At 38.3% G+C, this 12682-nt stretch carries 11 protein-coding genes; 7 read left to right on the forward strand and 4 right to left on the reverse strand.

Annotated elements, in window-relative coordinates:
- Window position 1: 1 nt before the first annotated feature.
- From ACH3O9_RS09260 to ACH3O9_RS09270, 3 genes are read right to left on the reverse strand one after another with little or no spacing between them, the layout of a single operon-like run.
- Entirely contained in the window at window positions 2–1177 is a 1176-nt protein-coding gene (locus ACH3O9_RS09260; RefSeq protein ID WP_416446547.1) for an efflux RND transporter periplasmic adaptor subunit, read from the reverse strand.
- Between the two features lie 14 nt (window positions 1178–1191).
- Window positions 1192–2583, reverse strand: coding sequence for a TolC family protein (locus ACH3O9_RS09265; RefSeq protein ID WP_416446549.1), 1392 nt, complete (start codon window positions 2581–2583; stop codon window positions 1192–1194).
- Window positions 2573–3172 carry a TetR/AcrR family transcriptional regulator gene (locus tag ACH3O9_RS09270; RefSeq protein WP_416446551.1) on the reverse strand — a complete coding sequence of 200 codons (600 nt, stop codon included), beginning with the start codon at window positions 3170–3172 and terminating at the stop codon, window positions 2573–2575. The genes ACH3O9_RS09265 and ACH3O9_RS09270 overlap by 11 nt, the downstream gene beginning before the upstream one ends.
- A gap of 204 nt (window positions 3173–3376) precedes the next feature.
- Here ACH3O9_RS09270 and ACH3O9_RS09275 point away from each other — a divergent pair, with 204 nt between their 5' ends.
- The 4 genes from ACH3O9_RS09275 to odhB all read left to right on the forward strand — a co-directional run bounded on the left by ACH3O9_RS09275 (window position 3377) and on the right by odhB (window position 8966).
- Entirely contained in the window at window positions 3377–4351 is a 975-nt protein-coding gene (locus ACH3O9_RS09275) for a polyprenyl synthetase family protein (protein ID WP_416446553.1), read from the forward strand.
- A 10-nt stretch (window positions 4352–4361) separates the two neighbouring features.
- The gene (locus ACH3O9_RS09280; RefSeq protein ID WP_416446555.1) at window positions 4362–4709 is read left to right on the forward strand and encodes a hypothetical protein; all 348 of its coding nucleotides are present in this window, start codon (window positions 4362–4364) and stop codon (window positions 4707–4709) included.
- 199 nt (window positions 4710–4908) lie between these two features.
- The gene (locus ACH3O9_RS09285) at window positions 4909–7668 is read left to right on the forward strand and encodes a 2-oxoglutarate dehydrogenase E1 component (protein WP_416446557.1); all 2760 of its coding nucleotides are present in this window, start codon (window positions 4909–4911) and stop codon (window positions 7666–7668) included.
- Window positions 7669–7715: 47 nt separating this feature from the next.
- On the forward strand, window positions 7716–8966 hold the full coding sequence (gene odhB, locus ACH3O9_RS09290; protein ID WP_416446559.1) for a 2-oxoglutarate dehydrogenase complex dihydrolipoyllysine-residue succinyltransferase: 1251 nt from the start codon (window positions 7716–7718) through the stop codon (window positions 8964–8966).
- A gap of 71 nt (window positions 8967–9037) precedes the next feature.
- Here the strand turns inward: odhB and ACH3O9_RS09295 are convergent, their stop codons facing one another.
- A complete protein-coding gene (locus tag ACH3O9_RS09295; protein WP_416446561.1) occupies window positions 9038–9478 on the reverse strand; it encodes a retropepsin-like aspartic protease in 441 nt (146 codons plus the stop codon).
- Between the two features lie 112 nt (window positions 9479–9590).
- Between ACH3O9_RS09295 and ACH3O9_RS09300 the strand changes: the two genes are divergently transcribed.
- The 3 genes from ACH3O9_RS09300 to ACH3O9_RS09310 are packed head-to-tail and all read left to right on the forward strand — an operon-like array spanning window position 9591 to window position 12576.
- Window positions 9591–10370 carry a TatD family hydrolase gene (locus ACH3O9_RS09300; RefSeq protein WP_416446563.1) on the forward strand — a complete coding sequence of 260 codons (780 nt, stop codon included), beginning with the start codon at window positions 9591–9593 and terminating at the stop codon, window positions 10368–10370.
- Window positions 10371–10429: 59 nt separating this feature from the next.
- Window positions 10430–11554: a 1-acyl-sn-glycerol-3-phosphate acyltransferase gene (locus tag ACH3O9_RS09305; protein ID WP_416446565.1), complete on the forward strand. Its 1125-nt coding sequence runs from the start codon at window positions 10430–10432 to the stop codon at window positions 11552–11554.
- Window positions 11551–12576 carry an asparaginase gene (locus tag ACH3O9_RS09310; RefSeq protein WP_416446568.1) on the forward strand — a complete coding sequence of 342 codons (1026 nt, stop codon included), beginning with the start codon at window positions 11551–11553 and terminating at the stop codon, window positions 12574–12576. The genes ACH3O9_RS09305 and ACH3O9_RS09310 overlap by 4 nt, the downstream gene beginning before the upstream one ends.
- Window positions 12577–12682 lie beyond the last annotated feature (106 nt).

Here is a 12682-nt window from a genome sequence, read left to right on the forward strand (position 1 = left end):
TTTACTGAATGTTAGCCTGATTTTCTGATGTCACTTCCTGACCGTCTCTTATAGAACGTGCTCCTTCTAATATTAAGGTCTGCCCAACTTCAAGACCTGATTTGATCTCGATTTGATCGCCATAAGAATATCCTTTCTCCAGAATCACTTGTTTTGCAATACCGGTAGAATCTGTTTTTGGCTCATACACATAAGCAATACTTTCTCCGGCCGCATTTTCCTGAATAACATTTGAAGGAACGGTAAGCGCTTTATCTGCCGTGTAGTCATTTATTTTTACGGTAGCAATTAGATTGGGCTTTACAGCCTGATCTGCATTGGGTATCGCTATCTTAATACTAAACGTACGGTTGTCTGGGCTCACAAAACTTGCTACCTGTCTTACCTTGCCGGTGTATTCTTTGCCTAATGAAGCAAGTTCTATTTTAACTTCTGTACCCTGCTTTACACTTCCTAAAAAGCTTTCTGGGATTGATGCGTCTACATACATATCATCAAGATTGATAAGTCGCATAACCTGTGATTGTCCCTGCGTAACAACTTGTCCCTGTTCTGCGATAATATCATCTATTACACCGCTAAAAGGCGCTGTAATATTTGCTTTATTTACCTGAGAACGTAATTGATCTGTGGCTGCTTTTGAAGCTTCGTAGTTAGTTTTTGATTCCAGATATTGAATTTCTGAACCGATTTTTTGATCCCACAGGCGTTTTTGACGCTCAAAAGTCGTTTTTGCTAAAGCTGTTTGAGCCTCCTGTCTTGCCAGCTGGCTGCTCATACCGTTGTCATCAATTTTAGCAAGCAATTGCCCCTTCTTTACACGATCACCTTCTTTTACAAACACACGTGTTAGAATACCAGAAAACTCAGGATATATAATAATGTTCTGATCTGTATTTACATTACCCTGTACTTCTATATAATGTTTGAAAGTAGAATCTTTTAGGGTGGTTGTAGTTACCAGAGCGATGCGAGTGCGTGGATCTTTTTTATCTATTGCAGCGTTAAGTTTATCTAATTGAAGTTTAAGCGCCGTTTGTTGATCTACTAATTCAGTTTTCTTAGAGCGAAGTTTGCCTAAGTCCCCGTTTTCAATAAGATCATCAACAGATTCTTCTTTGTTTCCGCAAGAAATTGCAAGTACTGCGAGTATAAATAGGGTTATAAATTTTTTCATGATGGTAAAAGCTATTAATTGCGTTCTTTGGGTTGATATTCTGTAGTGTCAAGCACTTTTTCTAGGGTTGCCTTATTTGTGATAACGTCTAGCATGGCTTGCAGGTAATTTTGTTGAGCCTGGTAAAGTTGTCTTTGAGCTTCACTCAGCTCAAAACTTGTGGCGATACCTTCAAAGAATTTTATTTGGTTTTTGTTCTCAATTCTTTCGGCAAGAGCCAGATTTTTCTTTTGATTGTCATAATTATCTAAACTAAACTGATAATCATTTTGGGCCGAAGAGATCTGCAGTTTAACTCGGTTTCTGGTTTCTTCAAGATCTTCTAGCTTTTGCTTGTAAGCCAGTTCCTGCTGTGCAGTACGTGCATTGCGCATACCGCTGCTAAAAACGGGAACGCTAAGGTTTACTCCCAGAATTGATTGATCAAAGTAGCGCTGATTATCACTAAAGAATGTGAATTTCTCACTGTTGCCCTGCACGCCGTAATTAAGATAAGCAGTAAGTTTAGGCAGGGATTTACTTTTCTCGAGTTTTACTAAAATTTCAGCTTGATTTGCTTGATCTTCTGCAATGCGGTAATCTATATTATCTTCTACACTTATACTTTTTCGCAATAGCGAAAGGTCAAAATATTGCATTGCGAGTTCGTCAAGATCATCTGTGACCGAAATGTTATAATCTAACGGAATGCCAAGTGTTACTTTTAGCATGTCTGAAGCGATTGACTGCATACGCACCGCATTGTCCAGATTGCTTTGAAGGCCAATAAGTGTTATTTGCAACTGCTCAACATCTTCTTCTTCGGCCAGACCATTCTCAAATATTTTACGAGTGTCCTCATAATTTTTTTGAAGGGATGAAAGGTTCTTTTTCAAAATAGCCACGCTCTCTTCGGCCAGCAGCACATTGCCATAGGCATTAATAATTTCTTCTTTTAACTCAAGGTCTGTTTTAACCTTAGCGTTTTCTGAAATCTTTAAAAGTGTCTTGGCAGATTGTACACCTACTATATAAGACCCGTCAAAGATTAATTGATCCCAGGTTGCGATGGCATTAAGGCTTTGCTTTGTGCCAAATGTCACGGGGATAAATGTGCCCGCTTCTCCACCGGCGATCACACCGGGTATAAAAGTAACAGGTTGTACCAGCTGATTCTGGTAGTTAGCTGCGCCACTAATTTGTGGCAGACCCTGTGCTATTATTTCCCATTTTTGTTTTAGTGCGATTGCAATATCTGTACGCGCATTATTTGCAGAATAATTGTGCTCAAGGCCATAAATAATTGCCTCTTCCAGGCTAAATTGCGTGTCTTGCAACGGGATGGTGTCTTGCCCGTATGTGCAACCAAATGTTATGATGGCAATAAGGGTAAAGACCTTTTTTATGCTGTTAAACTTATTTTTCATTGGTGAATTGTTGTAGTATTTCTAATCCTTTGGGGGTTGATATCGCTCTGAGGTGATAATCAAGGTAGTCTGAGGTAACATCTTTTATTATAAAATCATGAGGGGGGAATATTTCGGGATTTTTAATTCCCATTGTACACATGTAATAGAGTTTAGAAACAAAACAAACTTTGATCTTGGGTCGATAAAAACCAGTTGCTATTCCCCGTTCAAGATTTTCTGTAACACAAGTGGTCATAAGTTTGACCTGCTGGTTGTGAACTTTCTTATAAATCTTGGGATAGTATTTCTGCAATTGAAAAACCGGAGATGATTTTTCATCTTTTAGATAATTCAATGCAAAATCTTTAATAGCAAATAATTCTTCGATCACGTTGAGATCACGGGAAATTATTTCGGAAATACCTTGATATACGGTCTCGTAAAGGTAAAAGGTGACTTTCTCTACTAATTTTATTTTCGTCTCAAAATGCGTATAGATCGTCTTTTTAGAAATTCCCATTTCGTGAGCGATATCATCCATAGTCACGCTTTTAAACCCCAGGTTCAAAAACATGTCTGCCGCTTTATGTAAAATTTTCTCTTCCATATTTTGTGCAAATATAGTTTTAGGAAACTATAAAAACCAAAAAAGTTTCCAAAGTTTTACAATTATTTAAAGATGCTACCAGAATGGGAACTGAGTTATTCTGAAAATCGGCTTATTATGAGGTAAAATCGGGTGAAAAAGGGCTATTTTTAAATAATTACCATTCTTTGAAGCGGGTGTCTTATTTTAGCCAAAAAATTAAGCATGCGTTCAATACCTGATTATACTGAAGCTTTTAATGAATATCTGGAGAGCAAGATCTACCTGAAAGATCCAGCAAACCTCTATGAGCCCATTCTGTATATTCTCAAATTAGGAGGAAAAAGGTTGCGACCTGTTCTTACATTAATGACCGCAGAGATTTTTGATGCTTCTTATGAAAAAGCGCTTGACGCAGCCCTTGCGGTTGAGGTATTTCATAATTTTTCTTTGGTGCATGATGATATTATGGATGATGCTCCTTTGCGTCGCGGCCAGGAAACGGTGCATGAGAAATGGGACATCAATACAGGGATTCTTTCTGGAGATGCCATGCTTATAAATGCTTACCAATTATTTGAGAATTATGACGGTAACACTTTTAAAGATCTTGCAAAACTGTTTTCTAAAACGGCTATAGAGGTTTGTGAGGGGCAGCAGTATGATGTAGATTTTGAGACAAGAGATGATGTTACCATAGCAGAGTATTTAAAAATGATTCAGTTTAAAACGGCTGTGCTTTTAGGTGCTTCGCTTGAGATGGGAGCGATCGTAGCAAATGCCTCTCAATCCTGTAGAGATGCTATTTATAATTTTGGAAGAGATTTAGGTATTGCTTTTCAGCTACAGGATGATTATCTCGATGCATTTGGTGATCCGCTTACTTTTGGTAAACAAGTAGGTGGCGATATAATCGAAAACAAAAAGACATTTTTGTATCTCACCGCGCTTCAAAAATTAGATAAAAGTGAGGCCCTGCAACTTCAGCATTTATATAGTATCAATCCGCCAGATCCCACCGGCAAAATTGAAGCTGTAAAGCAGTTGTTTGTAGATTCTGGTGCAGCGCTGGCCACACAGGAAGAGATTAAAAAATACACACAACGTGCTTTTTCTGTTCTTGATCAAATTGATATAGAAAATAACAAAAAAGAAATTTTAAGAGATTTCGGACTTGCATTAATGAAGCGTACGGTGTAGCTTTATTTTTATGAATACCACTTTACAAGCCGAAAAAATACTTGATAATGCTCAGGCTGAAAATTTGTATCAGGATCTGGTGCTTCAGATAAACAAAGATTTTTCTCGAGCAGCGATAGATGAAAATTTTAATGACTCCACCACGCCAAAGTCTTTGGTACGAAGACTGGTTGCATTACTGTTTGAGCTTATAACCACAAATTTTGAATCTTATCTCAATTTACTCTACGCTATAGATGTGCCAGAACGCTCTGTAAAAGAGGTACCAGAGCAGGAGGTAGACAAAATTGCGCAAGCGGTTTGCGTGCTTATTCTTAAAAGAGAATGGCAAAAAGTACTGTTTAAAAACCGGTATTAAGGGGGTAAAATCGGTTAAAAATGCAGAATTTTCGGGAAGGTTTTAAAATCTTCAATATAACCAAGGGCATTCTGCTAGCATTGTGCAGTTTAAATAAAAAAACAGAACCATAAAAATATGAGTTCTAAAATGCTATGCTGCTTAAAAATTGTATTTTTGTATAGTAATTGCCCTTAAAATCGACAGCTTAAATATTAAAATGGATAGATTTTCATTTCTAAACGCAGCTCATACTGCATACTTTGCAGAATTATACGATCAATATTTACAACATCCTGATAGTGTAGAACCTAGTTGGAGAGCCTTTTTTCAGGGCTTCGACTTTGGTATGGAAGAAAACGGCTCCCTTAACGGTGAGGCTGTTGCACCCGCTCCCACTCAGGAGGTAGTGCCAGATACCTTGCAGAAGGAATTTCAGGTTGTAAAATTAATAGACGGTTACCGCACTCGAGGTCATTTGTTTACAAAAACAAATCCTGTAAGAGAGCGGCGTCAATATACGCCAACTCTAGATATAGAGAATTTTGGGCTTTCTAGTGATGATCTTAGTACAACGTTTTCAGCAGGACAGATATTGGGTATAGGTTCTGCCACGCTAAGTGATATCATTGTTCATCTTGAGAAGATATACTGTGACGCAATTGGTGTTGAGTATATGTACATTAGAAAACCTGAGGAGATTCAATGGATTCAGGATAAGCTCAATGTAAACGATAACCACCCAGATTTTTCAGCAGAGACAAAAAAGCATATTCTTAAAAAACTTAATGAGGCCCTTTCGTTTGAAACGTTTCTTCACACAAAATATGTAGGTCAGAAACGCTTTTCGCTTGAAGGCGGTGAGAGTTTTATCCCCGCGCTTGATGCTATTATAGATGCAGCGGCAGACAGAGGTGTAGAAGAATTTGTGATGGGGATGGCTCACAGGGGTCGTCTTAATACGTTGACTAATATCTTTGGTAAGAACGCTAAGGATATATTTAGCGAGTTTGACGGGAAAGATTACGACCAGGAGATATTTGACGGCGATGTGAAATATCACTTAGGCTGGACGTCAAAACGAAAAAGCAAAAACGGGAAAGAGATCAACCTTAATATAGCGCCTAACCCTTCTCACCTTGAGACCGTAGGAGCTGTTGTAGAAGGTATAGCTCGTGCTAAACAAGATCTTCATCACTCTAGTAAACCTAACAATGTATTACCCATTGTTGTGCATGGTGATGCTGCCATAGCAGGACAAGGCGTGGTTTATGAGGTGGTGCAAATGGCTAATCTTGATGGTTATACAACTAAAGGGACGATTCATATTGTAATTAATAACCAGATAGGTTTTACAACTAATTACCTGGATGCGCGCTCATCAACATATTGCACAGATGTAGGTAAAACTACGCTTTCACCAGTATTGCACGTAAATGCAGACGATGCTGAAGCGGTTGTTCATGCAGCACTTTTTGCGCTTGATTTCCGTATGGAATTTGGTCGCGATGTGTTCATAGATTTATTAGGTTACCGTAAATATGGGCATAACGAGGGTGATGAGCCTAGATTTACGCAGCCTAAATTGTACAAGGCTATTGCAAGTCATGATAATCCACGAGATATTTATGCTAAAAAGCTTATCGCTGAAGGGATTATTGATGAAGGTTATGTTGCAAAACTAGAAGAAGAATATAAAGATTCTCTTGAAGAAAAATTAGAGAAATCAAGAGAAGAAGAAACCACCCGCATCACAGCTATTATGCAGGATGAGTGGGAAGGTTTTGCGCAGGCGACTCAGGATGAAATGATGGCCGATATCGATACTACTTTTGATATTGATCAACTAACTGAGATCGCAGAGGTTATAACACAACTTCCTAAAGGGAAAAAGTTCTTACGCAAAATTGCCCGTTTAATTGAGCAGCGTAAAAAAATGTTTTTTGAAGATAACAACCTAGACTGGGCGATGGGTGAGTTGCTTGCTTATGGCTCATTGCTTAAAGAAGGTTTTGATGTGCGTATGACAGGACAGGATGTTGAGCGAGGTACATTCTCACATAGACATGCTGTGACCAAGGTTGAAGATAGTGAAGAAGAAATAGTACTTCTCAATAATTTAAAAGGAGATCAAGGTCACTTTTATATATTCAACTCTCTTTTATCAGAATACGGGGTAGTGGGTTTTGATTATGGTTACGCTATGGCGAGTCCTAATACACTTCCTATCTGGGAGGCTCAGTTTGGTGACTTTAGCAATGGTGCTCAAATAATGATAGACCAATATATTTCTGCTGCAGAAGACAAGTGGAAATTGCAAAACGGCCTTATCATGTTATTGCCACACGGTTATGAAGGTCAGGGTGCAGAACATAGTTCGGCGCGTATGGAGCGTTATTTACAAATGTGTGCCGTAGACAATATGTATGTTGCAGACTGCACAACCCCGGCAAACTTATTTCACCTGTTCCGCAGACAGATGAAAACGACTTTTAGAAAACCTTTGATCGTTTTCACGCCTAAGAGCTTATTGCGTCATCCTAAAGTTGTATCAACTAAAGAAGAACTGGCAAACGGAAGTTTCCAAATGGTGATTGATGATGCATCTGTAGAAGTAGATAAGGTAAAAACTCTGGTTTTTGTTACAGGTAAGTTTTATTACGATCTTCTTGATAAACGTGAAGAATTAGGTCGTGATGATGTAGCTTTAGTAAGAGTAGAGCAGCTGTTCCCGCTTCCTAAAGAAGAAATGCGCAAAGCGATAAGTAAATACACAAATGCAGATGATGTTGTGTGGGCTCAGGAAGAACCTCGTAATATGGGTGCTTACGGCCACATGTTGATGCATTTACCAGAAGCAAAAGAATTTAGAGTATGTAGCAGAAAATTCTATGGTGCTCCGGCAGCAGGAAGTTCAGTGAGGTACAAGGGGCGTCATCTGCGTGTGATGGAAGACGTATTCAATATTAATAAAGACTAATAAAAAATGCCTTTTGGGGCACAAAAAATAAGTAACAGACTAGAATTATGGCTTTAGAAATGAAAGTCCCTTCACCGGGAGAATCTATCACCGAAGTTGAAATCGCTCAATGGCTTGTAGAAGACGGTGACTATGTTGAAAAAGATCAGGCAATAGCAGAAGTTGATAGTGATAAAGCAACTCTTGAACTTCCTGCAGAAGCAAGCGGTATCATTACGCTTAAAGCGGAAGAAGGAGATGCGGTAGCAGTAGGAGCGGTAGTTTGTCTTATAGACACAGAAGCTGAGAAGCCAGGCGCAAAAGAGGAGTCTTCTAAAAAAGAAGAAAAGACAGAACCTAAAGCTGAAGCCAAAACTGAGGAGCCTTCAAAATCTACTACCCCTAAACAAGACCAGGATAAAGAAAAAGAGAGCAAAACTTACGCTACGGGAACACCATCTCCCGCTGCTAAAAAAGTTCTTGATGAGAAGGGGATGAGTGGTGCAGAAGTTAAAGGTACGGGCCGCGATGGTCGTATCACAAAAGATGATGCTGTACAGGCAAAACCATCAATGGGAACTCCGGGGACAGGAAATAGAGGAGAGACACGTTCAAAACTTTCTATGCTTAGGCGTAAAGTAGCAGAGCGTCTTGTTTCTGCTAAGAATGAAACTGCTATGCTTACTACTTTTAACGAAGTAGATATGACCCCTATTTTTGAGTTAAGAAAAAAATATAAAGACGATTTTAAAAATAAGCACGGTGTAGGTCTAGGTTTCATGTCTTTCTTTACAAAAGCAGTAACTCGCGCTTTAGAGATGTATCCTGATGTCAACTCAATGATAGACGGTAAAGAAAAAATCACTTTTGATTATAAAGATATTTCTATTGCAGTTTCAGGACCTAAAGGTCTTATGGTTCCTGTTATAAGAAATGCTGAAAATTTAAGTTTCCGCGGAGTTGAATCTGAGGTGAAACGACTTGCTTTGAGAGCCAGAGATGGTGAGATCACTGTAGATGAAATGACCGGTGGTACATTTACAATTACAAATGGTGGTGTATTTGGTAGTATGCTTTCTACTCCCATTATTAACCCTCCTCAAAGTGCTATTTTAGGTATGCACAATATTGTAGAGCGTCCTATAGTACGTGATGGTGGTATTGTTGTAGCTCCTATTATGTATGTGGCACTTTCTTATGATCACAGAATTATTGACGGTAAAGAATCTGTTGGATTTTTAGTAGCTGTTAAAGAGGCTCTTGAGAATCCTGAAGAATTATTAATGGAAAATAATGTGCTTAAATCTCTAGAATTATAGGTTTTAAGAATGTTCAAAAATAAAAAGGCAGCCATCTGGCTGCCTTTTTTCGTTTTATAAAAAATTTGTTTTCACTTTATATAGAAACAGTTGTATTGATAATCTATAACTGCCTGTCCTTCTCTTAAAATATCTGCTCCTATAATGCCGTTGACGGGTTCTGCTTTATGATTTTCTAAAGCGGTATTGACATGTGACAGATCAAAAAGCACAATTTCGGCATTCTTTTTTGTCCATTTTCCTATCTGTATAATGTTGTTTTGTGAGATCTGTGTTAGCATATCAATAGCGCCTGCGCCTGCAGCCTTTACTTCGCTTTCTTTAGCAAACAATTTAAATTTTTCCACACCTTCAAAACCTACGCATGAACTGGATGCGCCGGTGTCAAGAATAAAAGTTCCTTCTATATTATTAATTGTCGCCTTAAATTCTAAATGCCCGGTTCCGGTTTCTGTAAGAGGTACGCGTACGTAATTTTTTTGGGTAAGGAACCTGCGGAGGGAGGTTGTCATGGTATTCTTTAATATGGATAACTCAAACAAACATACTTTAAAATATAGCTAAAGGTTCTAAATCTTTACTAAAGTTTCTCTGTTGACTTCTCTTAAAGTTTATTTTTGCTACATGCGATTGATAGATACACATACTCATTTATATAGCGAATCATTTGATGAAGACAGAGAAGCGATGATAGAACGCGCTTTTGAAGTAGGCGTTGAGCGGTTCATGATACCAGCTATAGATTCTACATACACAGAAGGAATGTACGCGCTAGAAGATGAGTATCCCGGCAATATGCATTTAATGGCGGGTCTGCACCCAACACATGTAAAAGAAGATACGCTTGCGAAAGAGCTTGATCATGTGAAGAATCAATTAGAAACGCGGGAGTTTTGCGCTGTTGGCGAAATAGGTATTGATCTGTACTGGGAAAAATCGACCTTAGAGATTCAAAAATCGGCGTTTAAGCAGCAAATATCGTGGGCTAAAGCCAAAAATCTCCCCATCGTGATTCATTGTAGAGATGCTTTTGATGAGGTTTTTGAGGTTCTTGAATCTGAAAAAGCAGAAGATCTTAGAGGTGTTTTTCATTGTTTCACAGGAACTCTGGAACAAGCACATCAGGCACTCTCTTATAATATGAAACTGGGAATAGGCGGAGTCGTTACATTTAAGAATGGAAAGATTGATCAGTTTTTAGATCAAATTGATATTAAACACATTGTACTAGAAACTGATGCGCCTTATCTGGCGCCGGCACCCTTTCGCGGTAAGCGAAATGAAAGTGCTTATATTGATAAGGTGGCGCAAAAACTGGCAGAAATATATAATTTACCTGTTGAAGATGTAGCTGAAATAACAGCTCAAAACACACTCAAAATTTTTGATTTGGCTAATGAATAATTTTTTTTGTTCATTTGTTGCCGCTTTTATGAAATCTATACTAACCAACCTAGATCATTGTGTCAAAATTTGACTCTATACGCCCTTATCACGACAGTGAGGTAAATGAATCGCTGCGGCACTTTGCCAGGCATCCTATGTTTAAGGCCTTGCTTCAATTTACGTTTCCAGATTTCAGCGATGATGAGGTAATGCAATTGCTAGAAAGTTGTCATTCTATTTATGATTTTCAAAGCAGGGTGATCTATCGCTCAGTTTCAAAAGTGATAGAAAAGAGTACAGATGGTTTTTCTACTTCGGGGTTTGATGGTTTAGAAGCAGACACTCCTTATCTCTATATATCAAATCACCGCGATATTATTCTGGATACTTCATTGATTAATGTTGCGCTTTATGAGCATGATCTGGTAATGACCGCTTCGGCTATAGGAGATAATTTAGTAAAAAAATCATTTTTAATGGCACTCTCCAGACTTAACCGAAATTTTTTGGTTCAGCGTAGTCTTTCGCCCAGAGAGATGTTAAAGAGTTCTCTGTTGCTTTCAGAATATATACAAAGTTTGTTGCAGGGTGGGCAGTCTATATGGATGGCACAACGAGAAGGTCGCACTAAAGACGGCGATGATAAGACACAGCAAGGCGTTCTAAAGATGATCGCTATGGCGAAAGGTGAGAAGGAACCCATACAGTATCTTAAAAGTCTCAGGATTACACCCGTTTCTATTTCTTATGAATTTGATCCTACAGATGTGTTGAAAGTGCCTGAATTAGTGGCTAAAATAGAAGAGGTAGAATATGTGAAGAGCGATAATGAAGATTTTAACAGCATATTACGAGGAGCTTTAGGAAATAAAAAACGGGTTCATATGGCCGTAAATCGGTTAAATGATGAGATTTTTGACCGTATTTCGGCGAAAGCCATTTCAGACAACGATAAATTACAAGAGCTGGCGCAGGAAATAGATAATGTGATTCGTTCTAATTACAAGTTATGGCCGTCTAATTATGTGGCCTATGATCTTTATAATAAGTCCCAAAAATATACTCACGCCTATACAGATAAAGATAAAAGAGCTTTTGAGCGACGTCTTGAGCGCAGAATTGATGTTGCAAATGAAGTAGCTCTTGACAGCTTTTTACTCATGTATGCAAATCCTGTTATCAATAAGGAGAAGTTGTCTTGAGTTTTACGCCTAAAATATTACTCATCTATACCGGTGGTACCATAGGTATGATACGTGATTTTGATACGGGCGCCTTACGATCTTTTAACTTTGATGATCTTCTGGAAAAAATACCAGAGTTGCGCCTTCTTGATTGTGACATATCAACATCTGCTTTTGACGAGCCTATAGACAGTTCAAATATGGAACCTAAATACTGGAGCCAGATCTGTAATGTTATTTCAGGTAATTATGATGCTTTTGATGGTTTTGTGATTTTGCATGGTAGTGATACGATGAGTTACTCAGCTTCAGCTTTAAGTTTTATGTTAGAGAATTTAAAGAAGCCGGTAATTTTTACAGGATCACAATTGCCAATAGGTGATTTGAGGACAGATGCAAAAGAGAATTTAATTACTGCGGTACAATTAGCTTCGCTTCAGCGAAAGAAAAAGCCATACATACAAGAGGTTTGTTTGTATTTTGAGTATAAGCTTTACCGCGGTAACCGCACGACAAAATTAAGCGCAGAACACTTTGAGGCTTTTCAGTCTCCTAACTATCCTTACCTCGCAAAATCAGGAGTACATCTTACGATAAATGATGAATTATTACTGCGAGCACGCAGAAAAGAGCTCGTTGTGCATCATTCTTTAGTGACAGATGTGTTAGTTATTCATCTATTTCCCGGTATAAGCGAGAAAATTTTAACAGAAATGATTGAAAAATTAGCCTACAGGGGCATAATTTTAAAAACATTTGGAGCCGGAAATGCAACGACACATACCTGGTTTATCAATTTGCTTAAAAAAACTATAGAAAATGGTGTGCCGGTTGTAAATGTAAGTCAGTGTATTTCGGGTAGTGTACAAATGGGTAATTATGAGACGAGTACACAGTTGCGTGCAATAGGCGTAATTACAGGGAAAGACGTCACAATAGAAGCAGCAATTACTAAAATGATGTATCTGCTGGGACAAAATTTGGCGCCAAAGGTGTTTAAGACTATCTTTGAGACACCACTTAGAGGGGAGATGAGCTAAATTTTAGCTTTTTTAATGTTTTATCTCTTTTGGGAACTGACATTTTTTTTGTTATTTGGCAATCGTAATTTTCAGTGCGTACCTAGACATTTTAGAATGTTTTTTG

It is taken from the genome of Leeuwenhoekiella sp. A16, assembly GCF_047946675.1.
In the GTDB taxonomy this organism is placed as follows: Bacteria; Bacteroidota; Bacteroidia; order Flavobacteriales; family Flavobacteriaceae; genus Leeuwenhoekiella.

Excerpts from the sequence above, each read along its gene's own strand:
- ACH3O9_RS09280 (WP_416446555.1), top strand. The coding sequence starts at position 4,362 with ATGAATACCACTTTACAAGCCGAAAAAATACTTGATAATGCTCAGGCT.
- ACH3O9_RS09300 (WP_416446563.1), top strand. The coding sequence starts at position 9,591 with ATGCGATTGATAGATACACATACTCATTTATATAGCGAATCATTTGAT.
- ACH3O9_RS09295 (WP_416446561.1), bottom strand. The coding sequence starts at position 9,478 with ATGACAACCTCCCTCCGCAGGTTCCTTACCCAAAAAAATTACGTACGC.
- ACH3O9_RS09260 (WP_416446547.1), bottom strand. The coding sequence starts at position 1,177 with ATGAAAAAATTTATAACCCTATTTATACTCGCAGTACTTGCAATTTCT.
- ACH3O9_RS09275 (WP_416446553.1), top strand. The coding sequence starts at position 3,377 with ATGCGTTCAATACCTGATTATACTGAAGCTTTTAATGAATATCTGGAG.
- ACH3O9_RS09265 (WP_416446549.1), bottom strand. The coding sequence starts at position 2,583 with ATGAAAAATAAGTTTAACAGCATAAAAAAGGTCTTTACCCTTATTGCC.
- ACH3O9_RS09270 (WP_416446551.1), bottom strand. The coding sequence starts at position 3,172 with ATGGAAGAGAAAATTTTACATAAAGCGGCAGACATGTTTTTGAACCTG.
- ACH3O9_RS09285 (WP_416446557.1), top strand. The coding sequence starts at position 4,909 with ATGGATAGATTTTCATTTCTAAACGCAGCTCATACTGCATACTTTGCA.
- odhB (WP_416446559.1), top strand. The coding sequence starts at position 7,716 with ATGGCTTTAGAAATGAAAGTCCCTTCACCGGGAGAATCTATCACCGAA.